24 protein-coding genes are annotated in these 26986 nt (G+C 62.2%); 18 read left to right on the top strand and 6 right to left on the bottom strand.

The features are described 5' to 3' along the window. The first annotated feature begins 150 nt into the window (after window positions 1-150). Window positions 151-1170 carry a hypothetical protein gene (locus tag AC30D9_RS24475; RefSeq protein WP_307571234.1) on the top strand — a complete coding sequence of 340 codons (1020 nt, stop codon included), beginning with the start codon at window positions 151-153 and terminating at the stop codon, window positions 1168-1170. A gap of 9 nt (window positions 1171-1179) precedes the next feature. On the opposite strand, the gene AC30D9_RS24470 is transcribed toward AC30D9_RS24475, so the two are convergent. Next, on the bottom strand, window positions 1180-1374 hold the full coding sequence (locus tag AC30D9_RS24470) for a hypothetical protein (RefSeq protein ID WP_058545342.1): 195 nt from the start codon (window positions 1372-1374) through the stop codon (window positions 1180-1182). A gap of 331 nt (window positions 1375-1705) precedes the next feature. Here AC30D9_RS24470 and glsB point away from each other — a divergent pair, with 331 nt between their 5' ends. Further along, a complete protein-coding gene (glsB, locus tag AC30D9_RS24465) occupies window positions 1706-2614 on the top strand; it encodes a glutaminase B (RefSeq protein ID WP_134923697.1) in 909 nt (302 codons plus the stop codon). Window positions 2615-2678: 64 nt separating this feature from the next. Here glsB and AC30D9_RS24460 read toward each other — a convergent pair whose 3' ends face one another. Both AC30D9_RS24460 and AC30D9_RS24455 read right to left on the bottom strand, forming a co-directional pair. Next, a complete protein-coding gene (locus AC30D9_RS24460) occupies window positions 2679-3008 on the bottom strand; it encodes a hypothetical protein (RefSeq protein ID WP_134923698.1) in 330 nt (109 codons plus the stop codon). 692 nt (window positions 3009-3700) lie between these two features. After that, window positions 3701-5644, bottom strand: a complete 1944-nt coding sequence (locus AC30D9_RS24455) for a DNA topoisomerase III (RefSeq protein ID WP_490145041.1) — start codon at window positions 5642-5644, stop codon at window positions 3701-3703. A gap of 241 nt (window positions 5645-5885) precedes the next feature. Between AC30D9_RS24455 and AC30D9_RS24450 the strand changes: the two genes are divergently transcribed. The 4 genes from AC30D9_RS24450 to AC30D9_RS24435 all read left to right on the top strand — a co-directional run bounded on the left by AC30D9_RS24450 (window position 5886) and on the right by AC30D9_RS24435 (window position 10448). Continuing rightward, on the top strand, window positions 5886-6293 hold the full coding sequence (locus tag AC30D9_RS24450; protein ID WP_307571231.1) for a response regulator: 408 nt from the start codon (window positions 5886-5888) through the stop codon (window positions 6291-6293). A 103-nt stretch (window positions 6294-6396) separates the two neighbouring features. Continuing rightward, window positions 6397-6918: a sigma-70 family RNA polymerase sigma factor gene (locus AC30D9_RS24445; RefSeq protein ID WP_053123338.1), complete on the top strand. Its 522-nt coding sequence runs from the start codon at window positions 6397-6399 to the stop codon at window positions 6916-6918. Further along, a complete protein-coding gene (locus AC30D9_RS24440) occupies window positions 6915-7874 on the top strand; it encodes a FecR domain-containing protein (protein WP_134923702.1) in 960 nt (319 codons plus the stop codon). Before AC30D9_RS24445 ends, AC30D9_RS24440 begins: the two co-directional genes overlap by 4 nt. A 96-nt stretch (window positions 7875-7970) precedes the next feature. Beyond that, the gene (locus AC30D9_RS24435; protein WP_490145040.1) at window positions 7971-10448 is read left to right on the top strand and encodes a TonB-dependent siderophore receptor; all 2478 of its coding nucleotides are present in this window, start codon (window positions 7971-7973) and stop codon (window positions 10446-10448) included. Between the two features lie 41 nt (window positions 10449-10489). Here AC30D9_RS24435 and AC30D9_RS24430 read toward each other — a convergent pair whose 3' ends face one another. Next, complete coding sequence (locus AC30D9_RS24430) at window positions 10490-12112, bottom strand: MFS transporter (RefSeq protein ID WP_307571227.1); 1623 nt, start codon at window positions 12110-12112, stop codon at window positions 10490-10492. Window positions 12113-12315: 203 nt separating this feature from the next. Next, the gene (locus AC30D9_RS24425; protein ID WP_490145039.1) at window positions 12316-13959 is read right to left on the bottom strand and encodes a GMC family oxidoreductase; all 1644 of its coding nucleotides are present in this window, start codon (window positions 13957-13959) and stop codon (window positions 12316-12318) included. A 130-nt stretch (window positions 13960-14089) separates the two neighbouring features. Between AC30D9_RS24425 and AC30D9_RS24420 the strand changes: the two genes are divergently transcribed. From AC30D9_RS24420 to AC30D9_RS24410, 3 genes are all read left to right on the top strand, one after another. Then, window positions 14090-14974, top strand: a complete 885-nt coding sequence (locus AC30D9_RS24420) for a LysR family transcriptional regulator (RefSeq protein ID WP_134923706.1) — start codon at window positions 14090-14092, stop codon at window positions 14972-14974. A 275-nt stretch (window positions 14975-15249) separates the two neighbouring features. Continuing rightward, on the top strand, window positions 15250-15627 hold the full coding sequence (locus AC30D9_RS24415) for a c-type cytochrome (RefSeq protein ID WP_490145038.1): 378 nt from the start codon (window positions 15250-15252) through the stop codon (window positions 15625-15627). Between the two features lie 115 nt (window positions 15628-15742). Beyond that, window positions 15743-17041 (top strand): D-arabinono-1,4-lactone oxidase, encoded by a 1299-nt coding sequence (locus AC30D9_RS24410; protein ID WP_490145046.1) that lies wholly within the window; start codon window positions 15743-15745, stop codon window positions 17039-17041. Window positions 17042-17254: 213 nt separating this feature from the next. On the opposite strand, the gene AC30D9_RS24405 is transcribed toward AC30D9_RS24410, so the two are convergent. Beyond that, on the bottom strand, window positions 17255-18199 hold the full coding sequence (locus AC30D9_RS24405; RefSeq protein ID WP_490145037.1) for a SphA family protein: 945 nt from the start codon (window positions 18197-18199) through the stop codon (window positions 17255-17257). 206 nt (window positions 18200-18405) lie between these two features. Here AC30D9_RS24405 and AC30D9_RS24400 point away from each other — a divergent pair, with 206 nt between their 5' ends. The 9 genes from AC30D9_RS24400 to AC30D9_RS24360 all read left to right on the top strand — a co-directional run bounded on the left by AC30D9_RS24400 (window position 18406) and on the right by AC30D9_RS24360 (window position 26910). Continuing rightward, the gene (locus AC30D9_RS24400; RefSeq protein WP_490145036.1) at window positions 18406-19449 is read left to right on the top strand and encodes an AraC family transcriptional regulator; all 1044 of its coding nucleotides are present in this window, start codon (window positions 18406-18408) and stop codon (window positions 19447-19449) included. Window positions 19450-19533: 84 nt separating this feature from the next. After that, window positions 19534-20286, top strand: coding sequence for a GntR family transcriptional regulator (locus AC30D9_RS24395; protein WP_134923711.1), 753 nt, complete (start codon window positions 19534-19536; stop codon window positions 20284-20286). Beyond that, window positions 20283-22013 carry a fumarate reductase/succinate dehydrogenase flavoprotein subunit gene (locus AC30D9_RS24390; protein WP_490145035.1) on the top strand — a complete coding sequence of 577 codons (1731 nt, stop codon included), beginning with the start codon at window positions 20283-20285 and terminating at the stop codon, window positions 22011-22013. The genes AC30D9_RS24395 and AC30D9_RS24390 overlap by 4 nt, the downstream gene beginning before the upstream one ends. 24 nt (window positions 22014-22037) lie before the next feature. Continuing rightward, window positions 22038-22283, top strand: coding sequence for a 4Fe-4S dicluster domain-containing protein (locus tag AC30D9_RS24385; protein ID WP_307571221.1), 246 nt, complete (start codon window positions 22038-22040; stop codon window positions 22281-22283). A gap of 219 nt (window positions 22284-22502) precedes the next feature. Further along, on the top strand, window positions 22503-23909 hold the full coding sequence (locus tag AC30D9_RS24380; RefSeq protein ID WP_490145034.1) for an ABC transporter substrate-binding protein: 1407 nt from the start codon (window positions 22503-22505) through the stop codon (window positions 23907-23909). Window positions 23910-24051: 142 nt separating this feature from the next. Continuing rightward, the gene (locus AC30D9_RS24375; RefSeq protein ID WP_134923714.1) at window positions 24052-24834 is read left to right on the top strand and encodes an ABC transporter permease; all 783 of its coding nucleotides are present in this window, start codon (window positions 24052-24054) and stop codon (window positions 24832-24834) included. Next, window positions 24834-25682, top strand: coding sequence for an ABC transporter ATP-binding protein (locus AC30D9_RS24370; protein WP_490145033.1), 849 nt, complete (start codon window positions 24834-24836; stop codon window positions 25680-25682). Before AC30D9_RS24375 ends, AC30D9_RS24370 begins: the two co-directional genes overlap by 1 nt. Continuing rightward, a complete protein-coding gene (locus tag AC30D9_RS24365) occupies window positions 25679-26641 on the top strand; it encodes a HEAT repeat domain-containing protein (RefSeq protein ID WP_490145032.1) in 963 nt (320 codons plus the stop codon). The genes AC30D9_RS24370 and AC30D9_RS24365 overlap by 4 nt, the downstream gene beginning before the upstream one ends. Then, window positions 26638-26910: a DUF971 domain-containing protein gene (locus AC30D9_RS24360; protein WP_490145031.1), complete on the top strand. Its 273-nt coding sequence runs from the start codon at window positions 26638-26640 to the stop codon at window positions 26908-26910. Before AC30D9_RS24365 ends, AC30D9_RS24360 begins: the two co-directional genes overlap by 4 nt. Window positions 26911-26986 lie beyond the last annotated feature (76 nt).

The raw sequence follows: 26986 nt of genomic DNA, 5'->3' as shown, positions 1-26986 counted from the left end.
ACGGTGGGTCAGTAGCGTTGATAGCGACTGATACATCGCTATCGTGAGCAAGCTCGCTTCCCCCATTGGTTTTGTGTGTCTAGCCCGGATCCCTGTTTCTCGCGACCTATACTCAACCGGTAGATGACCTGAATCCGGGGTGGCGCGACTGTGCTGCGTGCGCTGATGTTGGCCGTTGTGCTCGTTCTGGCGGGGTGCGCCACGCCACAGCGCGGTCAACAGGCGGCCACGGTAGCCATCTCCCAGGACACTTGGCGACAGGTCGACCAGCAGATCATCGCGGCGTCGAAAAGCGCTATCGAACAGGCAGCCCTCTACGCTCGCGGGTCGATGGAGCATTGGCGTGTGTTGGTCTATGAACGCACCGAGGCTCAATTCATCCCTTGGTTCAGCAGCTATTGGACCCAGGAATGGCTGGCGGTGAAGGTCAGTTGGTATGCCGCCAGTGCCAAGGGCGAGGAGGATTCCTCGGCCAGGCGCCTGGCGGTTTACCTGCAAGAGCAGTATCGCGAGCAGGTGCTGGAGCCGGTGGCGATGGAAATTGATCCCGAGGCGATCAGGGCCACCGCGACGGACTACTACATACGCCAGCTCAATCAGCAGGTCCAGGTCGTCGCCCAGCGGCATCGAATCCCGAACGAACTGATGAATCGGCGCCTGCACGGCATTCCTGCTATCAACCTGGGGCCGCCGGCGGCGCGTAACGCTTCGTTGTACGAGGTGATTCACGCCGAACCGCTGAACACACTGCCGGCTTATGCGGCCCTGATCGATCATGTCAACAAGGCCGCGACCACAGGTGCCGGGCCATCAGAGGCGGTGATTGCAACGGTGGCGCAACGCACCAGCGAAAAAATCGAGGCGCAATTTGCCACGCGAGGCGCGACCGGCGCGGCGGCGGCCGTGGCAGGGAAGGCGGCCGGGGCATTGATTTCGGTGGGCGTGGCGGGTATTCGCGCGATCATCCACGAGGGCGAACGGCCAGAAATGGAGGCGCAGATTCGCAAAAGCCTGAGCGCTGCGTTCGATGAGGCGTGGTTCAAGTCACTCAAGCATCCCCTCAGCGGGGTGATGGCACCGGTGTATTACCTGGACGAAGAGATAGAAGGCAGCCTGGTGGAGGCGGACCTGGCCAATCGAGCGGTGGCATTGCCAGACATCAAGCCGTGACGGGCCGAATCATTCTGAGCCGAGGGTGACGCGACAACCTTTGCGATGGCGGATCTGCTCGTCCGATGGGCGCTCCTTGATGAATTCGAAGCGCGGCTCGCCTTCGCTGTAGATCACCAGCCAGCCCCATTCCAGCTCGCTTTCATCCTGCCCGGGCTTGGGTGGCGAGGCCCACCAGGGTTCTTTTTGCATGATCTGTCGCATCGTCTACTCCTGCCGATTGATCCTTTGAACTATAGACCGCTCGATTTTGTGAGATGCGCCTGTGAAATTTTTTGAAGTTCATAAGGCAAACACATCTTGTGGCGAGGGGATTTATCCCCGCTGGGGCGCGAAGCGGCCCCAAAACCAGCCGCCTCGGTATGCCAGGTCAATCTCACTAGACATATGGGGCTGCTTCGCAGGCAACGGGGATAAATGCCCTCGCCACAGGGGATTTGTGCAGTTTGATGCAACAGTGTGCTCTGACCCCGCCTACCAGCGTCTAGCGTCTGTATCCCCGCACTCGAACGGGGAATGATTGGACCCTGCGCATATGCAAGCACTGTTGAATGAGATCCTCGATGCGGTTCGCCCCCTGATTGGTCAGGGCAAGGTGGCCGACTACATTCCGGCCCTGGGCACTGTGTCGCCCAACCAGTTGGGTATTGCCGTGTATGGCAATGACGGCGAGATGTATTGTGCCGGCGACGCCGAAACAGCGTTTTCGGTGCAGAGTATTTCCAAGGTGTTCAGCCTGGTGCAGGCCATCGGGCATTCCGGCGAAGCGATCTGGGAACGCCTGGGCCATGAGCCGTCTGGCCAACCTTTCAACTCCCTGGTGCAACTGGAATTCGAACGCGGTCGGCCGCGTAACCCGTTCATCAACGCCGGCGCCTTGGTCATCTGTGATATCAACCAGTCGCGTTTTGCCGCGCCGGCGTTGTCGATGCGTGATTTCGTACGGCGGCTGTCGGGCAACCCGCAGGTGATGGTGGATGGCAAGGTCGCCGAGTCGGAATACCAGCACCGTGCCCGCAACGCGGCAATGGCGTACCTGATGCAATCGTTCGGTAACTTCCAGAACGACGTGGAAGCGGTACTGCGCAGTTATTTCAGCCACTGCGCCCTGCGCATGAGCTGCATCGACCTGGCCCGGGCATTCTGCTTCCTGGCCAACGACGGGTTCTGCAAGCACAGTGGCGAACAGATCCTCAGCGCCCGGCAGACCCAGCAGGTCAACTCCATCATGGCCACCAGTGGTTTGTACGATGAGGCCGGCAATTTCGCTTATCGCGTCGGCTTGCCGGGCAAGAGCGGTGTTGGCGGCGGGATTGTCGCCGTGGTTCCGGGGCGGTTCACGGTGTGCGTCTGGTCGCCGGAACTCAACGCCGCCGGCAACTCCCTGGCCGGCATGGCGGCGCTGGAACTGCTCAGCCAGCGGATCGGCTGGTCGGTGTTCTAGTGCTCTGTTTCAAAAAAAAGGGCCCGCTTCTGATCCAGGAGCGGGCCCTTTTGTTTAGCGGTTATCAGCAGAGGCGGTCGATGACCTGGACCTCAGAGGTGTGCTGCATCGACTGCCAGGCCTGAGTCAGCGTTTGCAGCACGCGACCGATGAAGTCTTTGTCGGCCGCGGCCTTCTTGCCAACGTAGCCCTGGCCGCGGCGGTACATCTTCAGCCGGGCGCACAGCTCTTGCGTGTTCTTTTCGAACTCGTCTTCGCGGGTGTAGGGCGACAGGCAGTCCATATGCACCTGGCCAGTCTTGCTGATCCACAGGATATGGCTGTCGAGAGTGTCCTTGTGTGCGGCGAATATGCGAGCCAGTTCATCAATAGATGGTTGATTGTTCAGATTCATGTGTAAGCCCCTTGACCATTTGGTTGATCTGTCTGGTGGTTCGCAAAAACTTCGCTTCTCGGTAAGTGGCACCTGATACCGAAACCAGGTCGTCAGCATTCGTCCGTCGAACTTCGGCGGGGTCATGCATCGGTTGTGTAGTGTTTATCGAAGGGCTGCTACGCAAATGCGCTACAACGAAGAGAAACAGCGAAGAATCTTCAGCCAGTGTCAACTTTCGAGGGTCGACCACGCGCGTCATGAGGACCTTCGCCGACGTTTCTCGTCCTTGTTACCGGACGGTCATGCCAGGTCAGCACCTTCAATCTGCCTTGTGGGCAGTCCCTTATCCAAAAAACAGCTCGGCGGTCAGACGAGCTTGCTCAAACAGTTGCCTGTACTCCCGATCGGGGAGACGTCTGCATCATGCAAGGGCAAATCGGAGGCGTCAACGGTTTTGTAGTGATTATTTTTGGTCACTACATATTGTCGGACAAAATGGTTTGGGTATGAAAAATGAACAATGGGTGCGCTCCAGGGGTCCTTTGTGGCGAGGGGATTTATCCCCGCTGGGCTGCGAAGCAGCCCCGATTGAGCCAACTCAATCTACATGACATACCAAGGCGTCAGGTTTTAGGGCCGCTTCGCACCCCTGCGGGGATAAATCCCCTCGCCACAGAGAGATCTTCGCCACGTCATCGGTGGACCAATGTTCAGGTGGCCTTAGCCTTGCTCGCTTTACACGGTGTTCCGGCCTTGCGCTTGGCCGGCTTGCGCTTGTTCTTCCACGGCGTTGCGCCGCGCCCGGCGGGGCTGGCCGGGCCGTTGATGGTCAGGCTCATGCCCTGGCAGCGGGCGACATGCTTGCTCATCCAGGCGGCTTGCCGGGTCACGAATTCTTCCAGGCTCATTTCCCCGCTTTGCACCATGTCCAACGCCTGTTCCCAGATGGCGGTGGTGCCCGGGTCGGCGATGGCCCTGGGCACGGCGTCGATCAGGCTGAAGGCCGCCGGGGTGGCGGACAGGGCCTTGCCGTTCTTCACCAGATAACCGCGGTCGAGCAGCCCCTGGATGATCGAGGCCCGGGTCGCTTCGGTGCCGATGCCGGTGGTGTCCTTGAGCTTTTGCTTGAGCAGCGGATCCTCCACCAGTTTGGCGACGTTCTTCATCGCCTTGATCAAGTCGCCTTCGGTGAAGGGCTTGGGCGGCTGGGTCCACAGGTCCTTGGGTTTCACCTCGTCCACCGCGCACTCGCGCCCCTCGGCCAGCGCCGGCAAGGTTTGCGGTGCCGGTGCTTCACGGCCCCGTGCTGGCGCCAGCGCTTCGGGCAGGGCGCGTTTCCAGCCGGGTTCGACGATCTGCTTGCCCACCGCGCGCAACGCCTGGCCGGCGCAGTCGAAATCGGCCTGGGTCCGGTCGTATTCGTGGTTGGGCAGGAACTGCGCCAGGTAGCGCGCACGGATCAGTGTGTAGACCGCGCGTTGCTTGCCGGCGAGTTTGTCGAGGTTCCTGGCGGCGACGGTGGGAATGATGCCGTGGTGGGCACTGACCTTGGCGTCGTTCCAGGCTCGGGACTTGCGCTGCGGCTGCAGGTGCTCGCGCAGCGCCGCCAGGCTCGGGTCGGCCTGGGCGAGGGCGGCCAGGATGGCCGGCGCTTCACTGTGCTGGCTCAAGGGCAGGAAACCGCAATCGCTGCGCGGGTAAGTGATGAGCTTGTAGGTCTCGTAGAGCGACTGGGCAATGTCCAGGGTTTCCTGGGCACCGAGGCCGAGTTTCTTCGAGCAGACCTCCTGTAGCGTGCCCAGGTCGAAGGGCAACGGCGCCGCTTCGCGCAGGCGCTCGGTACACACCTTCAGCGTGCGGGCGGTGGCGGCATTGCCCATGGCTTGGGCGGCCTCCCGGGCCAGGGCCTGGTTCAGGCAGCGCTCCTGGTCGTCGCAAGCATCCGGATCGGCACGCCACTGGGCGATGAACGCCGTGCCTTCGTGGCTTAGCTGCACGTCGATGGCCCAATAGGCGACCGGCACGAAGTCGGCGATGCTGCGGTCGCGGTCCACCACCAGCCGCAGTGTCGGGGTCTGCACGCGGCCCACCGGCAACACGCCCTGGTAGCCGGACTGGCGCCCCAGCAGGGTGAACAGGCGACTCATGTTCATACCGATCAGCCAGTCGGCCCGGGAGCGTCCCAGGGCCGAGTGATACAGGTTGAAGGTTTCGGCCCCCGGCTTGAGGGCGGCCAGGGCCTTGCGGATCGACGCTTCGTCCAGGGCTGACAGCCATAGCCGGCGGATCGGCCCGCGATAGCGGCAATGTTCCACCAGCTCCCGGGCGATCATTTCGCCTTCACGGTCGGCGTCGGTGGCGATCACCAGTTCCTTCGCTTCCCCCAACAGGCGCTTGACCGCCTTGTACTGGCTGGCGGTTTTCGGCTTGACGGTCATTTTCCATTGGGCGGGCACGATGGGCAGGTCGGCCAGCACCCAGCGCTTGTAGCGCGCGTCGTAGGCGTCGGGTGGAGCGGTTTCCAGCAGATGGCCGATGCACCAGGTGACCGTGATACCAGGGCCCAGCCAGCAACCGTCGCCACGGCGCGTGGCACCGAGCACGGCGGCGATGTCCTTGGCCTGGGACGGTTTTTCACACAGGTACAGCTGCATAGCGCCCTTTTCCTGAGCAGATTTCATGGAGCTGTAGCATGGTCATGGATGCGCCCCAGGGCAAGTTTTATCTGTATGGATATACAGATAAAAACGTTGCGCTGCGTTGCCAAGGGGTGTCTGGCGTAGCATTCGGCGGCCTGTTGGTACGCAGAATGAATTTCTCGCAGGGGTGTGGCTCATAACTTCAAGGCGGTTGAAACCGCAAAGAAGGTTTATGAGGTCAAGGAGAGTCACTTTCATGAATTCGATGCCAAATGGCAATGGCCAGGCGACTACACGTTTGATTCTCGTTGTGGAAGATGATCCCACCATCCTGGAGTTTCTCTGCGAGATCCTTGAGGAAGAAGGATTCGTCGTGGAGCCTCGGGAGAGCGCCGATGCGGCGCTGACATTCCTCGAAGAGAGCGCCCACTTTGTGGACCTGCTGCTCACCGACATCACCATGCCCGGCAAGATCGACGGCGCGGACCTGGCCAACCTGACCGGAGACCGCTGGCCGCAGATACCGCTGCTGATCATGTCCGGCTACGAGACGCCGGAAAGCGCTGGAATCAAGCACCACGCATCGTTCATTGCCAAGCCCTGGGCCTTGGGGCAGATGCTGGATCTGGTGGAAAGCACGGTGAAAAATCATTCCATCAACTGATTGATTCCAGAGGATTAAGGCGGCCGGGGTACGTTTGGGTTGCAAGCGGCGATGGCCTCCATGACAATGCGAGTCATTATCAGTCGCGAATTATTCCATTGCCATGCCCGCCAACGATCTGTCCCTACGCAGTGCTGTCGACGTTCTGTACAGTGATCATCACAGTTGGCTCCAGGGCTGGTTGCGCAAGCGTCTGGGCAATACGTTCGATGCCGCCGACCTGACCCAGGATACGTTCGTGCGGGTCATCAAGGCGCGCACCGCGCTGGATATCCGCGAGCCGCGACCGTACCTGTCGATGATCGCCAAAGGGCTGCTGATCGACCTGTTCCGCCGCCGCTCGCTGGAGCAATCCTACCTCGAAGCATTGGCTGCCATGCCGCAAGAGCAGCACCCGTCACTGGAAGAACAGGCGATCCTGCTCCAGGCCCTGATGGAGATCGACCGCCTGCTCCTGGGGCTGGGGCCGCGTGTCCGGCAGGCGTTCATCCTGTCGCAGTTCGACGGCCTGACGTACCCGCAGATTGCCGAGCGCCTGGGCGTCAGCGTACGCACGGTCAATAACCACATGGCCAAGGCCATGGAGCATTGCTGCCTGATGCAGATTCAATTGCAGCTTTCATGAACCTGCCCCCCGAGGAGTTGCAAGCCATCCGTGTGGCGGCGCGCTGGTACGCCCGGCTGCATTCCGGCATTACGACCGACGCGGACCGGGCCGATTGGCGCGCCTGGCTGGCTGCCGATCCGTTGCACGGCCAGGCCTGGCAGCGCATGGCCGCGGTGGCCGAGCAGATGGCGAGTGTGCCGGGCGCCCTCGCGGCACCGACTTTGAGCGACACCCACCAGCGCTCCCGACGCCAGGTGTTGCGCAGTGCCTTGCTGCTGACGTCTGCCGGCGGCCTGGGCTGGCTGGGCTGGCACAGCCAGGCGACCCAGAACCTGTTTTGCGATCACCGCACTGCGGTGGGCGAGCGTCGCGAGTTCCAGCTGGCCGATGGCAGCACGGTCCTGCTCAACACCGACACCTCGATCAATGTGCGTTTCGATGGACAGCAGCGGCGCCTGGAGCTGTTGCGGGGTGAGATCCTCGTGACGACGGCGTTCGATCCCTTGCGACGTCCATTCAAGGTGGTCACCGGGCCGACCGAAGTGCTTGCGCTGGGCACGCGGTTTATCGTCCGTAGCCAGGCGCGGGGCGGCGAAGTGGCGGTGCTTGAGAAAGCGGTCGAGGTAAGCCTGCTGGCGACTGGCTCAAGGATGCGGGTCGAAGCCGGCCAGCGCCTGGATTTCAATGAGCGGTCGTTGGGGGCGCTGCGTGGCAACGATGTGTCGGTCGGTGCCTGGCAGAAGGGCAGCATCATCGCCATTGACCGTCCCCTGGCGGCGCTGCTGGATGAACTGTCGCGCTACCGTCCCGGTGTGCTGCGTTGGGATCCGGCGATTGGCGACTTGAAGGTTTCCGGTGTATTTCCCGTCGATAACACCGATCTCGCTCTGGCGGCGCTGGAAAGCGGTTTTTCGCTGCGGGTGACCCGCTACAGCCGGTTCTGGGTCCAGGTGTCCGGTGGCGATCGGCGCTAATGCCGCGTAATAAAAAAATCAGCCCCTGCACTTTTCATCCTCATCGTTCGGCTCTTCCTCAGTGAGTTTTTATCGACCGTTTGGGGGAGGGGAAGTATGACGTGGGTGAGCGCGCCGGGCCGTCTGGTGTTTGCAGTGAAAATCGGTTTGCTGGCGGTCACGACCGCCGGCGCCACGGCGGTGAATGCCAGCCCGGTTCCAGCGGCTGCGGCGCAGCAGCGCGCGATGCAGGCCTACGATATCGGCGCCGCCAGCCTGTTGGATGTGCTGACCCGTTTCTCCAGCGCCGCCGGTGTCGCTATTTCGTTTGATGCCCGGCAACTCGAAGGTTTGCGATCGCCCGGCCTGAGCGGTTCTTTCGGCGTAGGCGACGGCTTTGCCCGCATTCTGGCTGGTAGCGGCCTGCAAGCCGCCCTCCAGGCCAACGGCACGTACGTGCTGCGCCCCGTGCCGGTCAGCGGCTCGGCACTGGAACTGGACGCAACCACTATCGAGGCACAGCGGCTTGGGGCGACCACCGAGCACAGCGATTCCTACACGACGGGCGCGGTCACCATCGGCAAGGGCGAGCACTCCCTGCGCGAAACGCCGCAATCGGTGACAGTGATCACCCGCAAGATGCTCGATGACCAGAACCTGAACACCATCGATCAAGTCATGGAAAAGACCCCCGGCATCACCGTCTACGACTCGACCATGGGCGGCAAGTATTTCTACTCCCGCGGGTTCCGGATGTCGGGCCAGTATCAATACGACGGCGTTCCGCTGGACATGGGCAACAGCTATGTCCAGGCCGACAGTTTCAGCAGTGATATGGCTTATTACGACCGTGTCGAAGTGCTGCGCGGCGCCGCCGGGATGATGAAGGGTGCGGGCGGCACGTCCGGCGGCGTCAATTTCGTCCGCAAACGCGGCCAGGCCACGGCCCAGACCGAGCTCAGCCTTTCGGGCGGTACCTGGGACAATTACCGCGGACAGATCGACACCGGTGGCCCCTTGAATGACTCCGGCACCGTGCGGGGCAGGGCGGTGATCGCCGAACAGAGCCGACATTTTTTCTACGACGATGCCCGGCGCAAGGACCAGATTTATTACGGTGCCCTGGACTTCGATCTGTCGCCCGATACGACGCTCGGTCTGGGTGTTGCCTATGAAGACGTCGATGCAAGCCCCTGCTGGGGCGGGCTTCCGCGCTACCGGGACGGCAGCGATCTGAAACTCAGTCGTTCCACTTGCCTGGACCCCTCGTGGAATACCTGGCGCAGCCAGCGGACCACGGTGTTTGGCGATCTCAAGCATCAGCTCAATGATGACTGGGCCGTGAAGGTCGCCAGTGTCTATACGAAAAATACCCAGGACACCAAATACGCGTTTGCATCGGGCTCGGTAACGCCCGGCACCTCGACCACCAATATGCTGGGTAGCATGTACGACTATGACCAGGTCGATTACGGCCTCGACGCCTACCTGGATGGCAAGTTCGACGCCCTGGGACAGCAACATGAGTTGATCGTCGGTTTCAACGCCAGTCGCTCGGACAAGGATGACTTCTTCTCGGTGGCGCTGCTGCCACAGAAGCAGAATGTGTTCGAGCCGGATCGACATATTCCCGAACCGGACGACAGTTACTTCATCGAGAACTCGACGCGCGGTGGTCCGGTCAAGACTATTACCGAGCAGCAAGGGATGTATTCGACCCTGCGGTTGAAACTGGCGGACCCGTTGACGTTTGTCGTGGGCAGCCGAGTGAGCTGGTACAGCTCCAAGACCGACTCGGTGTTCCTCACCGGCGGTACGGAACACGCCAAGAGCACGGAGACGGGACAAGTCACGCCGTTTGCCGCCGTGTTGCTGGACCTCAATGAGCACCTGACGGCCTATGCCAGTTATTCGGATATCTTCACGCCCCAGGGCAACTATCGCTCCGAAAGCGGCTCGGCACTCAAACCCCTGGTGGGCGAGAGTTATGAGCTGGGGATCAAGGGCGAGTGGTTCGAAGGACGTCTGAACAGCGCTTTCAACCTGTTCCGCACGCTGCAGAAAGACCAGGCCCAGACCGACTACACCTCAAGCTGTGCGTCTTCGGACGGCTACTGCTATGAGAACGCCGGCAAGGTGCGCGCCCAGGGTTTCGAAGCCGAGATCAGCGGTGAAGTCATCGAGCGCCTGCAACTGCTGGCCGGCTACACCTACACCCAGACCAAGACCCTCGACGACATCGACACCAGCCTCAACGGCGGTTCGTTCAACAGCTACGTGCCGCGCCATGTGCTGCGCCTGTGGGGCGATTATGTCCTCGGCGGGGCGTTGGAGCGGTTCAGTGTCGGCGCCGGGGTCAATGCACAAAGCGACAATTTCCGCGTATCGCCGGTGAGCGGCGAGAAGATCACCCAGGCCGGTTATGCGGTGTGGAACGGTCGCGTGGGCTACCGCATCGATGACACCTGGTCGGTGGCCCTCAATGGCAACAACCTGTTCGACAAGCGTTACTACACCACCATCGGGACCGAGAGCTTCGGGAACTATTACGGTGAGCCACGTAACTTCACCATGACCGTGAAGGCGCGCTTCTGAGCCGGTGGCGAGGGCGTCAATGCCCTCGCCACGGTTTGCCCTCAGTTGGTATCCAAGTCCACGTTACGGGTTTCCCGCAGGCAGAGCATGCCCACCACCAGGCTCACTCCGGTAATCACCACGGGGTACCACAGCCCGTAGAAGATATCTCCGGTGTAGACCACCAGGGCAAACGATACGGTGGGCAGGAAACCGCCGAACCAGCCGTTGCCGATGTGGTAGGGCAGGGACATGGAGGTGTAGCGGATCCGCGTGGGGAACAGTTCGACCATCAGTGCCGCCAGTGGCCCGTAGCACATCGCGGAAATGATGATCAGCGCCACGATCAAGGCCACGATCATCGGCCGGTTGATCTGCTGCGTATCAGCCTGCTGCGGGTAGCCCGCCAGGGTCACCGCGCCGCGCAGGGCCGCTTCATCGTAGCCATCGATCTTCACGTCGCCGATGTTGACCTGCACGGAGCTGCCAGCCGGAGCCGCGACACTGCTGTAAGGCAAGCCCTGCTTGACCAGGAAGGTCTTGACCTTGTCGCAAGGGCTGTCGAAACGCGCCTTGCCCACCGGGTCGAACTGGAAGGTGCAGGTGGCCGGGTCGGCGACCACGGTGATCGGTGCCTGGCGGCTGGCCAGGTCGATGGCCGGGTTGGCGTAGTGAGCCAAGGTCTTGAAGATCGGGAAGTACAAGGCAGTCGCCAGCAGCAGACCGATCATCAGCACCGGTTTGCGCCCGACCTTGTCCGACAGCCAGCCGAAAAAGATGAAGAACGGTGCGCCGATCACCACGCTGACGATCAGCAGGCTGTTGGCCAGGGCCGGGTCCATCTTCAGGAACTGGGTGAGGAAAAACAGCACGTAGAACTGCGCGGCGTAGAAGGTCACCGCTTGCCCGGCGTTGATGCTGAACAGGGCGATCAACACCACTTTCAGGTTTTCCCATTTGCCGAACGACTCGCGGATTGGCGCCTTGCAGCACTTGCCTTCCTCTTTCATTTTCACGAAGGCCGGCGATTCGTGCAGGCTCAGGCGAATCCAGGTGGAGATGCCCAGCAGCAGGATCGACAGCAGGAACGGAATGCGCCAGCCCCAGACTTCGAACTGATCGCCGGTGAAGTAACGGCAGCCCAGTACCACCAACAGCGAGAGCAAGAGCCCGAGTGTGGCGGTGGACTGAATCCAACTGGTATGGAAGCCGCGCTTGCCCATCGGCGCGTGCTCGGCGACGTAGGTCGCCGCGCCACCGTATTCACCGCCCAGGGCCAGGCCCTGGAGCATGCGCAACACCACCAGGATGATCGGCGCGGCGATGCCGATGCTGGCGTAGTTGGGCAGCAGGCCGACGCAGAACGTCGCCAGGCCCATGAGCACGATGGTCGCCAGGAACGTGTACTTGCGCCCGATCATGTCCCCCAGCCGGCCGAACACCAGTGCACCGAATGGCCGCACGATGAAACCGGCGGCGAACGCCATCAGGGCGAAGATGAACGCCGTGGTGTCGTTGACCCCGGCAAAGAATTGCTTGCTGATCACCGCCGCCAGGGCGCCATAGAGGAAAAAGTCGTACCACTCGAACACCGTCCCCAGGGACGAGGCGAAGATGACTTTCTGGGTTTCCTGGCTGGTGCCGGCGCTGCGCGTGGCTTCCAGGGGCTGAACATGCTCGGACATAGCGGTATCCCTCACAGTGATTGTTTTTGTTGTTCCACTGTCGACGCCGGGGGGCGTCTCCTGATTTGACACGTTCCTTGAATCGACGCATTTCCCTTGTGGGAGCGAGCCTGCTCGCGATGACGGCTGTACATTCAACACATATGTGACAGATAGATCGCTATCGCGAGCAGGCTCGCTCCCACAGGGGATTCTGTTGTTCTTCAGACCGTGGCCGGCTCCTTTTGCGGCATGATGATTCTGGTATCTGCCTCGAGCATCATCCGCGCCGCCTTCTCGGCAATCATCAAGGTCGGCGAGCAGGTGTTGCCCGAGGTGATGCGCGGCATGATCGAGGCATCGGCGATGCGCAGGCCCTTGATGCCGTGGACGCGCAGTTGCGCATCCACCACCGCGTCGTGGTCCTGGCCCATGCGGCAGGTGCCGACCGGGTGGAAAATCGTCGTGCCAATTCGGGCGGCGGCCTGGTGCAGTTCCTCTTCGGTTTGCAGGCTGGGCCCCGGCAGGTATTCCACCGGTTTGAACGCGCTCAAGGCCGGGGCCGCGACGATGCGTCGGGTCAGGCGGATGGCGTCGGCGGCAACGCGTAAATCTTCGGGATGGCTCAGGTAATTGGGTTGGATCAGCGGCGCTTCGTGCGGGTCGGCCGAACGAATGTCCACCCGGCCGCGGCTTTGCGGGCGCAGGTCGCAGACCGACGCGGTGAACGCCGGGAAGCTGTGCAGCGGTTCGCCGAAGCGTTCCAGGGACAACGGTTGGACGTGGTATTCGAGGTTGGCCGAGGTCTGCTCCGGACCCGAGCGGGCGAATGCGCCGAGTTGGCTGGGGGCCATGGACAGGGGGCCGCTGCGGTCGTACAGGTAGCGCAGGCCCATGCCCATCTTGCCCCACAGGGTGCCGGCGATCTGGTTCAGGGTGCGGGCATTTTCCAATTGGTAGATCAGTCGCAATTGCAGGTGGTCCTGCAAGTTGCCGCCCACACCAGGCAGCTCATGGGTCACGCCGATGCCCAGGCGTTGCAGCAGGCTGCGCGGGCCGATCCCGGAGCGTTGCAGGATCCCCGGCGAGCCAACCGCCCCGGCACACAATACGATTTCCTTACGGGCCTTGAAGGTCATGCCCTTGCCTTGCCAGCGGGCGCTGACAGCGTGGGCCCGGTCATCACGCAACAACACACGGTCCACTTCGACGTCGGTCAACACCGTGAGGTTGGGACGCTGGCGGATCGGCTTGAGAAACGCTTTGGCCGCGTTCCAGCGTACCCCGGCTTTCTGGTTGACCTGGAAGTAGCCGCAGCCTTCATTGTCGCCGCTGTTGAAATCATCGACGTTGGGGATGCCGCTCTGCTCGGCGGCGCTGCGGAAGGCATCGAGAATAGGCCATGACAGGCGCTGGCGTTCGACCCGCCATTCCCCGCCGGCACCATGGAATTCGGAGGCTCCGGCAAAGTGATTTTCGCTCTGGCGAAACAGCGGCAGGACGTCTTCCCAGGTCCAGCCAGGATTGCCCTCGGCGGCCCAGCCGTCATAGTCCGCGGCCTGGCCGCGCATATAGATCATGCCGTTGATGGAGGAGCAACCGCCCAGGACCTTGCCGCGGGGGTAGCTCAGGGCACGGCCTTGCAGGCCCGGTTGTGCTTCGGTCTTGAAGCACCAGTCGGTGCGTGGGTTGCCGATGCAGAACAGGTAGCCGACCGGGATGTGGATCCACGGATAGTTATCGCGCCCGCCGGCTTCGAGCAGCAGCACCCGGTGTTGCGGGTTGGCCGAAAGCCGATTGGCCAGCAAGCATCCGGCAGGGCCGGCGCCCACGATCACGTAATCGTATTCATCGACGACAGGTTGCATTCGCGACCTCATTTTTGTTTTTGTGGGATCCATCCTAGTTGTTAGTTTTCGTCAAAAGAATGTTAGTTTTTGCGCAGCGGCTGTGCGTTTATAAACAGTCGTACCTTCAGGTGCGTTCAAGGATCGCCTCATGTTCGACTGGAATGACCTGCGCTATTTCCTGGAGCTGCAACGCAGCGGACGTTTATTGACGGCTGCACGGCGGCTGAACACCACCCACGCCACGGTGGCCCGGCACATCGAGGCCATCGAGAAAAGCCTGGGCACCGCGCTGTTCGTCCAGCATGCGCAGGGTTATGAACTGACCCCGGCCGGCGAGACGCTGCTCAAGCACGCCGAGGCCATGGAGAACGTGGCGTTACTGGCCCAGGAGGACATCACCCAGTCCAGTGCGCCCCTGGGCAAGATCCGCCTGGGGGTGACCGAAGGGTTGGGCATCATGTTCCTGGCCAGCCGCATGGAGGGGCTGTTCCAGCGTTATCCGGGACTGGAGGTGGAACTGGTGGCGGTGCCGCGGTTTGTCAGCATCCTCAACCGCGAGGCGGAAATCAGCATCCACCTCGAACGTCCGGCGGCCGACCTGCTGGTGACGCGCAAGCTCACCGACTACAGCCTGGCGCTGTATGCCAGCCAAGCCTACCTGGACCGTTCGCCGGCGCTGCGTAGCCGCGAGGACCTGGCTCGCCACGCCTGGATCGGCTACGTCGATGATTTGCTGTTCAGCCAGGAACTGATGTTCCTCAACAGCTTTTGCCGCAACCCCCGGGTGGTGTTCCACAGCACCAGCGTCATCGCCCAGCAACAGGCCGCGCGCTCGGGGCTGGGGATCGCCGTGCTGCCTTGCTACATGGCCAGCGGCGACCCGACGCTGGTGCCCTTGCTGCCGGACGAAACCATCCGCCGCAGCTACTGGATCAGCACCCGTCGCGAACTGCACAAATCCGTACGCCTGCGGGTGTTGTGGGATTACGTGGTGCAGTTGTGCGAGCGCGAGCAGGGGTTGCTGCTGCCCTGAGCATGCTTTAGCAGAGAAAACGGGTACATCTGTGGCGAGGGGATTTATCCCCGCTGGACTGCGCAGCAGGCCCAAAATTCCTGCTGGAATAACGAGGTGGCCAACTTAGGGACGCTTCGCGACCCATTGGGGATAAATCCCCTCGCCACAAAGCTTATTGACGCCAGCAACTGGCCGCCCAAGCCCCCTTTTATGGCCCCCAATGACCTCAAGCCGGCGCGCTGGCGTGCCTTAGTGTTGACCCACAACGAGAAAAGCGCCGCCAAGAGGTCCCTATGCCGGCAACGACACCTTCAACTTCAATCTGGCTCAAGCCAGCCTTCATCCTCCTGCTCGGCACCCTGCTCGCAGGCTGCGGCGAAGAGGCCAAGCCGCCCGCGCCCGCGGTATTCACCGCCATGCCCAGCGATGCGGCGCTGGCCCAGGTTTATGACAGCAGTTGCAAGCTCTGCCACGCCAACCCCGGTGCCGGAGCGCCGTTGACCGGCGATACGAACGCCTGGGCCCCGCGGGTCGCCCAGGGCGCCGATACCCTGCTGGACCACGCTATCAACGGCTACAACGGCATGCCACCGATGGGCTTGTGCATGCACTGTTCCCAAGAGCAGTTCCTGGCCCTGATCGCCTTCATGTCCGGTCAACACTTCCAATAATAAATACGAGTACTACGGCATGACGATGGACTACTCACGGCGTCGCCTGCTGCAACAGGCTGGCGTTGTCGCAGCCTTTACGGCACTGGGCAGCCAGGGCGCCCTGGCCGAGCTGATGCGCGCGCCACGGTTGATTCCGTGGCGCAACTGGTCGGGTGCGCAAAGCTGCCTGCCGGCGGCGCGGCTGGCCCCCAAGGACCTCGATGAACTGGTGCAGGTAGTGCGCCGCGCCGAAGGGAGGGTTCGTCCGGTGGGTTCCGGCCATTCCTTCAGCGCCCTGGTGCCCACCGACGGCACCTTGCTGTCGCTGAGCTTTTTCAGTGGCCTGCTGGATCACGACGGGGCCAGCCTGCAAGCCGAGTTCGGCGGCGGCACGCCCATGTCCCGCATGGGCCCGGCGCTCAAGGCCATCGGCCAGGCGCTGCCGAACATGGCCGACGTGGATTACCAGACCCTGGCCGGAGCCATCGCCACCTCGACCCACGGCACCGGCAAGGCTTTCGGCTCGTACGCGTCCCAGGTGGTCGGCCTGCAACTGGTAACGGCCAGCGGCGAGGTCCTCGATTGCGATGCCCAGCGCCATCCTGAAGTATTCAAGGCTGGCCGGGTGTCCCTTGGCGCATTGGGGCTGGTGACCCGCGTGCGCCTGCAGAACCGCGCCGCCTATCGCTTGCGCGAGCACCAGTGGGTGGCGAAAACCGAGGAACTGCTCGAGGATGTGGAAGCCAACACCCGGGACAACCAGCATTGGGAAATGCAGGTCGTCACCCATTCCGACTATGCGCTGTCGATTACCTTGAACGAAACCACGGACCCGGCCACGCCGCCGATCAGCCCCGAGGAGGAGGGCGGCAACGAATTCGTCACGCTGATCGAAAACCTCGACAAATATGGCAGCGACTTTCCCGCGATTCGGCGAGCGCTGCTCAACAGCCTGCGGTTGGTGGCCGATTTCGATGACCGGATCGGTGACTCCCACGACATCTACGCCAATGCCCGCACCGTGCGCTTCAATGAGATGGAGTACTCGGTACCGGCCGAACACGGCCCGGCATGCCTGCGGGAGATCCTGGCGCTGATTCGCGACAAGGACCTGCGCACCTGGTTTCCCATCGAGTACCGCTACGTGAAGGCCGACGACATTGCCCTGAGCATGTTCGAAGGCCGGGACAGTTGTTCGATCTCGGTGCACCAGCATTACCAGATGGACCATCACAACTTCTTTGCCGCCGTCGAGCCGATCTTCTGGAAATACCAGGGCCGTCCGCATTGGGGGAAATTGCACTCCCTGAACGCCAAGGCACTCCAGGCGCTGTACCCGCGCTGGAACGAATTCGCTGAGGTGCGCCAGGCGCTGGACCCTGGTGGCAAGTTCCTCAATGGGCATCTTTCGTCGATTCTGGGGGTGAACTGATTGGCTTCAATCGTCGCGGGTCGAGCGCTGACTGGCCTGCAGCTGATGCATTCGTGTCAGGCACAAAAACCTGTGGCGAGGGGACTTATCTGTGGGAGCAAGGCTTGCCCGCGATGAAGAACACACGGTCTATCTGGAACCGAGTCGCTTGCTTCGCGGGCAAGCCTTGCTCCCACAGATAAGTCCCCTCTCCAGAAGTGCTGTGAAACGCTATTAGAACGCAAACGGAATACTGATCTTGGCCCAGAGCATTTCCCCTTCGGGGCGGTTTTCCACATCGAATTCCTTGGCCCAGCGAATTTCGGCGCTGGCGTATTTGAGGAAGGTGAAATGCAGCGCCGGGCCGATGGCGAACACCTGGCCGCGCACACCATCGTCCACGTCCTGCCCGGCGAATTGCACGGTGCGGCCGTATTGTTTGTCGTCGGTGGTCTGTTTGAGGTAGTAGCCGTTGAGCCCCAGCCGCAGGTTGTCGGTCAGGCGGTAGCTGGCGGAATAATCGAAGTGAAAGATCTGCCCTGAACGGTAGTCGGTGTCCTTGTTCTCACGGTTGAAGCTGTAGGTGGTTTTCATCGACAGCTCGGTGTTTTCCGTGGGCAGCCAGGTGAAGGAGAACAGCGGCTTGTAGGTGTAGAAATTGGTGCTGGTGTTGGCCAGGCGATCCTTGCTGTATTCGCCGGTCGGCACGGTGATTTCCACCGCCGCGGCCAGGGTCAGGTTCTTGCCCATGTCCCACAGCACGATTGGCGAAATGGTGGTATCGCCCATGCCCTCGCGGGTATCGCTCAGGCCGAACACCGCGACTTCCTGCTTGATCCAGGGTTGAGCGATGTAGATCCCCACGCGTCCACCGGCCACTCGCAATGGGCTGAGGTAATCGATACGCGGGACCACTGCCGTGGATTCTATTTCGACACCTGGCACTTCTCCGCCCAACGAGCTGATGTTGAATTTCCGGGCTTTGTAGTGGTTGTAGTAGAGGTTGAACGCGACCATGTTGTCCGGAAGGCTGTCGACTTCCAAGGGCAACACAAAAAAACCGTCGGTGCCGGGGCCGATGTTATCGACGCCGGTTTCGGTGGCCCACGCGGGTAGGGCACAAACGCCGGCCAGGCCGAGGGTCAATTGCAAGGCGAATGTCGTGCGGATCGGGTTCATGTGGGGGCTCGTTATTATTGTTGGAGATACACCGAAGGTCCGAGCCATAGAAATAAGCCGTTCGCTGCTGCCAGGGCAGGGTATTGGCGGCCATACAGGGGACTTGGGCGGCCAGATTTTTGTGCCCCTCGGTCCGCCGGGGCATGCTAAGTTTATGAAATAACCGGTTACAAAAACGCCACCTAACGTGCTCCGGAACCCGCCTCATGCAGATGAAAGTCATCGACCCCACCTATGAGTTGGCGCTGGTATCGCCATTCCTGCTGCAAACCCTGGCCGAGGTGGTGGCTGACAAGGGCTTCGATGCCGCCAGCCTGTGTCGCGGCCTGGGGTTCGGGCTCGATGACCTGCAGGATCCCGCCCAGCGCATTTCCTATCGCCAGGCCGTGGTCATGATCCAACGGGCGCTCAGGCTCTTGCCCGACCAGGGCTTGGGGTTGTGGGTGGGCGACCGCAACGTGCTCGGCACCCTCGGCCTGTTGGGCCATGTCTTGTCGTTGTGCGAAACCCTGCGCGATGCCTTTGCCCTGGGGATTCGCTACCAGCACACCACCGGTGGCATCGCGGTAGCCAGCGTCGAAGAAGCCACTGACCGGATCATGGTCGAAGCGACCTGCCGCCTGCCTTTTGCCGAGATCCAGGTATTTGCCGTGGAGGAGTTCTTCGCCAGCCTGATGGTCTATGGCCGGGTGCTGGCGGGGGCCGATTTCAAGCCTCAGGCCGTCGAGTTCATGCACGCCGCGCCGTCCTACGCCGAGCAATACCAGCGGATACTGGGGCCGGATGTGCGCTTCGGTTGCCGGCACAATCGCATGCTGATCGATGTGCGCTGGCTGGATATGCGCCTGCCCAATCACCACCCGTTGGCCCTGCGCCAGGCCTTGGCCTTGCTGGAGCAGGAGGCCACCGAGGTCCACCAGAAGATCGACCTGATCCAGGCCGTGGAGCGGGCGATTGCCCGGGACCTGACCCGTGGCAGCCACATCGAGAAAATCGCCGGCGACCTCAACATGAGCAGCCGCACCCTGCGTCGGCGCCTGACCGAACACGGCCTGACCTTCGAAGCCTTGCTCGAACAGGTGCGCCGCGGTCGGACCCTGAGCCTGCTGGCCAACCCCGGGCTGTCCATCGAGCGCATTACCGAAGAAGTCGGCTACAGCGATGTGCGCAGTTTTCGCCGGGCGTTCCGGCGTTGGACAGGCATGAGTCCGAGCGCATTTCGCAATGAGAGTGCCGACGCCCGGCTCTAAGGATATGTCCAAACAGTATTTCTCAAGCCGCGGCGGCTTTCCCTAAGATCACGTCATAACTCGTTATGACAAGTGATATAGGCCATGCCCGACAACGTTCTTTCCCTCTGCAGCGTGCCGCTGCACACGCAACTGCGAGACGTGCTGCGTGCGCGCATCCTCGATGGCCAATACCCTCAAGGCAGCCAGATGCCCTCGGAAAGCGAGCTCGGTGCGCTGTTCAGTGTCAGTCGTATCACCGTGCGCCAAGCGCTGGGTGACCTGCAAAAGGAAGGGCTGATTTTCAAGATCCACGGCAAAGGGACGTTCGTGGCCAAGCCCAAGACCTTCCAGAATGTCAGCACCCTCCAGGGCCTGGCCGAGTCCATGACCGGGCGCGGTTTCGAGGTGATCAACCGCCTGCTCAGTTTCAAGTTCATCGCGGCCGACAAACTGGTGGCCGAGCGCCTGAAATTGACTGAAGGGGAAGAGGTGGTGCAGATCAAACGGGTGCGCTTGATCAACCGCGAGCCGATTTCCCTGGAGATCACCTACCTGCCCAAAGCCCTCGGCGAGCGTTTGGAAAAGGCCGACCTGGTCACCCGCGACATTTTCCTGATCCTGGAAAACGACTGTGCCCTGACCTTGGGCCATGCCGACCTGGCCATCGATGCGGTGCTGGCCGACAGCGACCTGACCCAGGCCCTGGAGGTCGAGCCGGGTTCGCCGATCATGCGCATCGAGCGCCTGACCCATGACGCCAGCGGCCAGCCACTGGACTTCGAACACCTCTACTACCGTGGCGATGCTTTCCAGTACCGCTTGCGGATCGACCGGCAAAAAGGAACGCAGGCATGACTCGGAGCACCCTCGAACAGGAATACGACATCGTCGTCATCGGCGGTGGCACCGCCGGGCCCATGGCGGCGATCAAGGCCAAGGAGCGCAATCGTGATTTGCGCGTGCTGCTGGTGGACAAGGCCAACGTCAAGCGCAGCGGTGCCATCAGCATGGGCATGGACGGCTTGAACAACGCGATCATCCCCGGTCATTCCACGCCCGAGCAGTACACCAAGGAAATCACCATCGCCAACGACGGCATCGTCAACCAGGCGGCGGTGTATGCCTACGCGACCCACAGCTTTGAAACCATCGAGCAACTGGACCGCTGGGGCGTGAAGTTCGAGAAGGACGAGACCGGCGACTATGCGGTGAAGAAGGTCCATCACATGGGCGCCTACGTGCTGCCAATGCCGGAAGGGCACGACATCAAGAAAGTCCTGTACCGGCAGTTGAAACGGGCGCGGGTGAGTATCACCAATCGGTTGGTCTGCACCCGCTTGCTGACCGACGAAGCGGGCGCGGTGAACGGTGTGATGGGCTTCGATTGCCGTACCGCCGATTTTCATGTGATCAAGGCCAAGGCGGTCATTCTCTGCTGCGGTGCGGCGGGACGCCTGGGGTTGCCGGCCTCCGGCTATCTGATGGGCACCTATGAAAACCCCACCAATGCCGGCGACGGTTATGCCATGGCCTACCACGCCGGCGCCGAACTGGCGAACCTGGAATGCTTCCAGATCAACCCGCTGATCAAGGATTACAACGGCCCGGCGTGCGCCTATGTCACCGGCCCCCTGGGCGGCTACACGGCCAACAACAAGGGTGAACGCTTCATCGAATGCGACTACTGGAGCGGGCAGATGATGTGGGAGTTCCACCAGGAACTCGAGAGTGGCAATGGTCCGGTGTTCCTCAAGCTCGATCACCTGGCCGGGGAAACCATCCAGAACATCGAGGACATCCTGCACAGCAACGAGCGGCCCAGCCGTGGTCAGTTCCATGCCAACCGCGGCACTGACTACCGCACGCAGATGGTGGAGATGCACATCTCCGAAATCGGTTTTTGCAGTGGTCACTCGGCCTCGGGCGTGTGGGTCAACGAGCGGGCCGAGACTTCGGTCAAAGGCCTGTACTCGGCCGGTGACATGGCCGCCGTGCCCCACAACTACATGCTCGGTGCGTTCACCTACGGCTGGTTTGCCGGCCACAACGCTGCGGACTTCGTGGCCGGCAAGGATTTCTCGGCGCTGGATGCCGGGCAGATCGAACGGGAGAGGGTACGTGTCTACGCGCCCCTGGACCGTGAGCACGGCCTGCCGCCGGCCCAGGTGGAGTACAAGCTGCGACGCTTCGTCAACGATTACCTGCAACCGCCGAAGGTTACCAAGAAAATGCAGATCGGCCTGCAACGTTTCGGCGATATCCAGCGCGACCTGGACCAGATCAAGGCCCACAACCCTCATGAATTGATGCGCGCCATGGAGGTCAGCGTCATTCGCGACTGCGCCGAAATGGCCGCCCGTGCCTCGCTGTTTCGCGCCGAGAGCCGTTGGGGCCTGTACCACTATCGGGTCGATCATCCGCAACGCAACGACGGCGACTGGTTCTGTCATTGCCATTTGAAAAAGGGCGAGGACGGTGCGATGACCTCCTTCAAGAAAGCCGTCGAGCCTTACATCATCGCCCTCGATGCCGACGAACTGCAGGCCTACGACCGGCTGCGGGTCGGCGCTGACGCGGCGTGAACCTTACACCCAGAGAGACCGCCCATGGCTTATCAACCCCAGGAAATCTTTTTCCGCTCCAATGCCCCCGTCATCGTGGACGAGGACAAATGCATCGCCCACAAGGGCTGCACCGTTTGCGTCGATGTCTGCCCCATGGACTTGCTGGCGATCAACCCGGCGACCCAGAAGGCCTACATGGCGTTCGACGAATGCTGGTACTGCATGCCCTGTGAAAAGGACTGCCCGACCGGGGCGGTGAAAGTCGAGATTCCGTACTTGCTGCGTTGATTGACAGGGCGCCATCGCGAGCAGGCTCGCTCCCACAATGGATTTGTGGTGAACGCCGAAAAAATGTGGGAGCGAGTCCGCTCTCGATAGGGCCCGCGCAAACACCAAAAAAGCCATCCGGCCACCCCCGGACGCAGATTCAGAACACCCCTCGTTTCCCACCGCGCCCTGATCGCGGCGGAGACGAACATCCAATAAATGATTCGAGGGGACACACCCATGTTATTGCGTGCGGCACTCGCCAGTCTGGTACTGGCTTCATTGACCTTGCCTGCCCAGGCAGAAACCATTCGTATCGCCATCGGCACCCAGGACACCACCATCAATTGCGTCGCCGGCGGGTTGCTGATTCGGGAGCTGGGCCTGTTGGATAAATACTTGCCCCACGACGGCGCCTACAAGGACGCCCAGTACGACATCCAGTGGAAAAACTTCACCAGCGGCGCGCCGCTGACCAACGAGATGGTCGCCGGTAAGCTCGACTTTGGCGCCATGGCGGATTTCCCCGGGGCGTTCAACGGCGTGACGTTCGAAACCGCCGGCAAGCACAGCCTGTTCATCAGCGTGCTATCGGGCAGCACCCGGGGCAGTGGCAACGGCATCGTGGTGCCGAGTGCATCGGGCGTGCAGTCGTTGGCTGAGCTCAAGGGCAAGACCATTTCCGTGCCGTTCGCCTCCACCGCCCACGGCATGTTGCTGCGTGCCGTCGCGGCCCAGGGGTGGGACCCGCTCAAGGACGTCAACATCATTGCCCAGCCGCCGGAGGTGGCCGGCTCCGCGTTGCAGGCCGGCAAGATCGACGCCCACGCCGACTTCGTGCCGTTCGCCGAACTGTTCCCCAGCCGCGGTTTCGCCCGCAAGATCTACGACGGTGCCCAGGCCGGCGCCCCAACGTTCCACGGCGCGCTGGTGGATCAGGCCTACGCAAAGAAATACCCGGAAATCGTCGTCGCCTACCTGCGCGCGAGCATCGAGGCCAATCAGTTGCTGGCCGCCGAACCTGAGAAGTACAGCGAGTTGATCGCCAAGGTCACCGGCGTGGATGCCGAGGTCAATTACCTGTTCCACGGGCCGCTGGGGGTGCAGACCCGCGACTTGACCTGGAAGCCGGAATACCGCCAAGCCGTCGGCACCGCTATCGATACCCTCAAGCTGCTGAAGAAAGCCGATCGTGGCCTGGACCTCAATACCTTCATCGATGACCAGTACATCCGCGCTGCGTTCAAGGCGTCGAACCTGGATTACACCGCGCAACTGGCTAACTACGCCCAGACACCGCTGGGTACGACCGATGCCTTGACCGGCAAAGCCATCGGCGATTTCAGTCGCGTGGCCGAGATCTGGGTACGCGGCGAGCCGAAAGTGCGCCATTACGCCTCGGCCCAATCGGCCTTCGCCGCGCTGGCGAGCCTCAAGCAGGAAGGCAAGGGCATCCGCGCCGTCTATGCCCAGGCCAGCGACAGCGGGATCAAGCTGTTGGCCGAACAGGCGTGGTTCGCCAGTGACGCCAAGGGCCAGCTCAGCGCGTTCCTGCTCAAGGGCCAGGCCGAGCAATTCGCCACGGCCCAGGGTGGCAAGGTCTTGGACTTCAGCGAGGCCACTACCCAGGCGGTCGCCGCTCGTTGACCTGACTCGAGTGAAAGCAAAACCTGTGGGAGCGAGCCTGCTCGCGATGGCGTCAGATCAGTTGAAGTTGATGTGATTGACACACCGCTATCGCGAGCAGGCTCGCTCCCACAAGGGATCTCCATAACTGAGGAAGATATCAGTGTATCCATCACCCAAACGCTGGCTCCCGCGAGCCGCTTCCCTGTTGCTCTGCCTGCTGTTCTGGCAACTCGCCGCCAACGGCCACTGGGACCTCGGCCTGGTGACCTTCGCCAACGTCCCGACCCCGTTGGCGGTGGTACAGGCGGCGTTGGGCCTGGGGGACTCCGGTAATCTCCCCCGGCACCTGGGCAGCAGCCTGGGACGGGTCTTTGCCGGTTACGGCGCGGCGTTGTTGGTCGGCGTGGCCCTGGGCCTGGCCATCGGTCGTTCGAAATGGGCCGAAGACCTGTTGCTGCCGCCGCTGGAAGTGTTGCGGCCGATCCCGGCGGTGGCCTGGATACCCCTGGCGATCCTGATGTTCCCTTCGTCGGAACTGTCGATGGTGTTCATCACCTTCACCGGCGCGCTGTTCCCGATCCTGCTCAATACCGTGCACGGCGTCGAAGGGGTGGACCGGCGGCTGATCGCGTCGGCGAAAAGCCTGGGAGCCGGGCGCCGGGCGATCCTGTTGGAGGTGATCCTGCCGGGCGCCGCGCCGAGCATCATCACCGGCCTGGCCATTGGCATGGGCACGTCCTGGTTCTGCCTGGTGACGGCGGAAATGATCGCCGGCCAGTATGGCATCGGCTACTACACCTGGGCTTCCTACACCGTGCAGAACTACGCCGACATCGTCGTCGGCATGTTGCTGATCGGTGTGCTGGGCATGGGCAGCAGCCTGTTGATCAAGCGCCTGGGTGGGCTGTTCACGCCTTGGCATCGACCACGAGGGAAAGCCTGATGAGCGTGATGCAACCCCCCGAAGGACGGATCGATATCCGTCAGTTGTCCATTGTCCTGGGCCAGGGCGCCCAGGCCTTCGAAGCGGTCCAAGGGCTCGATTGCCAGATCGAGGCGGGCCAGTTCGTCTGTGTCCTCGGGCCGTCCGGTTGCGGCAAATCCACCTTGCTTGGGGCCTTGGCCGGGCATCTGCAACCGCGCACCGGCAGCTTGAATGTCGACGGCTTGAGCGTTTGCGGCCCGTCGCCCCAACGCGGCATGGTGTTCCAGCAACACACGCTGTTTCCCTGGCGCACCGTGCGTGACAACGTCGCCTTCGGCCTGAAGATGCGCGGCCTGGGCAAGGTCGAACGGCACCGGGCCGCCGATGAAATCCTCGCGCTGGTGGGCCTGGAAGGTTTCGCCGGGCACTGGCCGGACCAGCTCTCCGGAGGCATGCAGCAACGAGTGGAGATCGCCCGGGTGCTGGTCAACCGTCCACGCTTGTTGCTGATGGATGAGCCCTTCGGCGCGCTGGATGCCTTGACCCGGTTGAACATGCAGGAGCTGCTACTGGACATCTGGACGCGCATCCGTACCACGGTGGTGTTCGTGACTCATGACATCGACGAGGCACTGTTCCTGGCCGACCGCTTGCTGGTGATGAGCCCGCGTCCCGGTCGGATCATCGAGGATCTGCGCCTGGACTTTCCACGGCCACGCACGACCGCACTGGTGACCCGCCCTGAATTCTCCCGCTTGAAGCGCCACTGCCTCGATCTGCTGCGCCATGAAGACGGCCGGCAGTTGCCGCGCCTCAACCCACTCGGGCTTCCCCCTGAAACCTCCTTGCCGCGATTTGCCCTATGACCTCTCTATTCGAAGACACTGATAACGACGACATCCTCGCCCTGCAACCGCGCCTGACCGACGAGGACCCTGGCGTGCGCCGCATCGCCCTGATCGAGCTGGCCGACCTTGAGGAACCTGAAGGCCTGCTGTGGCTGGTGGATCGCCTGGTCGAGGACCCCAGTGCCGAGGTGCGCGCCGAGGCCGCGCGATTGCTCGAAGCCTGGGAGGACGCACCGGTGGTGGCGGCCCTGTGCGAGGCCCTGACCGATCCGTCGCCGAGTGTACAGGCCGCTGCCGCCCAGAGCCTGAGCCTGCTCAAGAGCGAGGCGGCAGGAAGGGTGATCCTGCCCTGGACGGCCCATGCGGATGCCGGTGTGCGTGTCGCGGCGTTCCGGGCCTTGCGCGAGTTGCGCCTGCTCGACGCGGCACCGGCTGCAATCGTTGCCTTGGCTGACGGCGATGCCAGCGTGCGGCGCGAAGCGGTTGGCGTGCTGGGCTGGCTCAAGCACCTCGACGCCTTGCCGGTCCTGGCCCGGCTGGCCAGCGATGATCCGGATACTGAAGTGCGCCGCGCGGCCACCGGCGCCCTTGGCCTGGCTTCGGACGCACAGGTCTTGCCGGCGCTGCGCCAGGCGCTGCGGGATCCGGCCTGGGCGGTGCGCGAAGAAGCCGCCACCACCCTGGGCAAGGTCGGTCACGCCGATGCCGGCCCGGCCCTGGTCGAGGCGCTGGCCGATGATTATTGGCAAGTGCGTTTGCGGGCGACCCGCAGCCTGGGGCGTTTGCGCTATGTTCCGGCGTTGGCGGCCTTGATCGAGACCCTGGGCCATCGGATCAGCAATCTGCGTAAGGAGGCGGCCCTGGCCTTGGGCGAATTGAACGATCACGGCGCCATTCCGGCCTTGCAGGCGGCCCGGGATGATGGCGACCCGGAAGTGCGCAAAGCGGTGCGCATTGCCTTGGGTCAGTTGCAATGAATCCGCTGGCGATTAGCAATTCCCAGGACAAAGGACAATTGCGGCTTAACTGGCCCGATGGGCGTGAACAGCGTTTGGATCATGCTCAGTTACGCCGGCAATGTCCTTGTTCTCAGTGTCGGGCGTTTCGTCTGCAAGGGCTGACGGTTCAGGTTGATTCGCGGGTTCGGGTGGTTGGGGTCAATGCCCAGGGGTATGGGGTGCAGTTGGTGTTCAGTGATGGGCATGGGCGGGGGATTTTTCCCTGGGCTTATCTGGCGGGGTTGTAGCCCTCTCCACAGATCTCTTGTGGGAGCGGGCTTGCTCGCGAAGGCGGCCTTACAGCCGACCTTTCTCTCCGGTCAT

The sequence above is a fragment of the Pseudomonas sp. DF11 genome (assembly GCF_058148565.1).
This window is presented reverse-complemented; position numbering and strand designations above follow the sequence as displayed.

Excerpts from the sequence above, each read along its gene's own strand:
- AC30D9_RS24430 (WP_307571227.1), bottom strand. The coding sequence starts at position 12,112 with ATGTCCGAGCATGTTCAGCCCCTGGAAGCCACGCGCAGCGCCGGCACC.
- AC30D9_RS24400 (WP_490145036.1), top strand. The coding sequence starts at position 18,406 with ATGCAGATGAAAGTCATCGACCCCACCTATGAGTTGGCGCTGGTATCG.
- AC30D9_RS24395 (WP_134923711.1), top strand. The coding sequence starts at position 19,534 with ATGCCCGACAACGTTCTTTCCCTCTGCAGCGTGCCGCTGCACACGCAA.
- AC30D9_RS24380 (WP_490145034.1), top strand. The coding sequence starts at position 22,503 with ATGTTATTGCGTGCGGCACTCGCCAGTCTGGTACTGGCTTCATTGACC.
- AC30D9_RS24420 (WP_134923706.1), top strand. The coding sequence starts at position 14,090 with ATGTTCGACTGGAATGACCTGCGCTATTTCCTGGAGCTGCAACGCAGC.
- AC30D9_RS24435 (WP_490145040.1), top strand. The coding sequence starts at position 7,971 with ATGACGTGGGTGAGCGCGCCGGGCCGTCTGGTGTTTGCAGTGAAAATC.
- glsB (WP_134923697.1), top strand. The coding sequence starts at position 1,706 with ATGCAAGCACTGTTGAATGAGATCCTCGATGCGGTTCGCCCCCTGATT.
- AC30D9_RS24410 (WP_490145046.1), top strand. The coding sequence starts at position 15,743 with ATGCGCGCGCCACGGTTGATTCCGTGGCGCAACTGGTCGGGTGCGCAA.
- AC30D9_RS24440 (WP_134923702.1), top strand. The coding sequence starts at position 6,915 with ATGAACCTGCCCCCCGAGGAGTTGCAAGCCATCCGTGTGGCGGCGCGC.
- AC30D9_RS24425 (WP_490145039.1), bottom strand. The coding sequence starts at position 13,959 with ATGCAACCTGTCGTCGATGAATACGATTACGTGATCGTGGGCGCCGGC.
- AC30D9_RS24405 (WP_490145037.1), bottom strand. The coding sequence starts at position 18,199 with ATGAACCCGATCCGCACGACATTCGCCTTGCAATTGACCCTCGGCCTG.
- AC30D9_RS24450 (WP_307571231.1), top strand. The coding sequence starts at position 5,886 with ATGAATTCGATGCCAAATGGCAATGGCCAGGCGACTACACGTTTGATT.
- AC30D9_RS24455 (WP_490145041.1), bottom strand. The coding sequence starts at position 5,644 with ATGCAGCTGTACCTGTGTGAAAAACCGTCCCAGGCCAAGGACATCGCC.
- AC30D9_RS24365 (WP_490145032.1), top strand. The coding sequence starts at position 25,679 with ATGACCTCTCTATTCGAAGACACTGATAACGACGACATCCTCGCCCTG.
- AC30D9_RS24360 (WP_490145031.1), top strand. The coding sequence starts at position 26,638 with ATGAATCCGCTGGCGATTAGCAATTCCCAGGACAAAGGACAATTGCGG.
- AC30D9_RS24390 (WP_490145035.1), top strand. The coding sequence starts at position 20,283 with ATGACTCGGAGCACCCTCGAACAGGAATACGACATCGTCGTCATCGGC.
- AC30D9_RS24470 (WP_058545342.1), bottom strand. The coding sequence starts at position 1,374 with ATGCGACAGATCATGCAAAAAGAACCCTGGTGGGCCTCGCCACCCAAG.
- AC30D9_RS24415 (WP_490145038.1), top strand. The coding sequence starts at position 15,250 with ATGCCGGCAACGACACCTTCAACTTCAATCTGGCTCAAGCCAGCCTTC.
- AC30D9_RS24385 (WP_307571221.1), top strand. The coding sequence starts at position 22,038 with ATGGCTTATCAACCCCAGGAAATCTTTTTCCGCTCCAATGCCCCCGTC.
- AC30D9_RS24370 (WP_490145033.1), top strand. The coding sequence starts at position 24,834 with ATGAGCGTGATGCAACCCCCCGAAGGACGGATCGATATCCGTCAGTTG.
- AC30D9_RS24460 (WP_134923698.1), bottom strand. The coding sequence starts at position 3,008 with ATGAATCTGAACAATCAACCATCTATTGATGAACTGGCTCGCATATTC.
- AC30D9_RS24445 (WP_053123338.1), top strand. The coding sequence starts at position 6,397 with ATGCCCGCCAACGATCTGTCCCTACGCAGTGCTGTCGACGTTCTGTAC.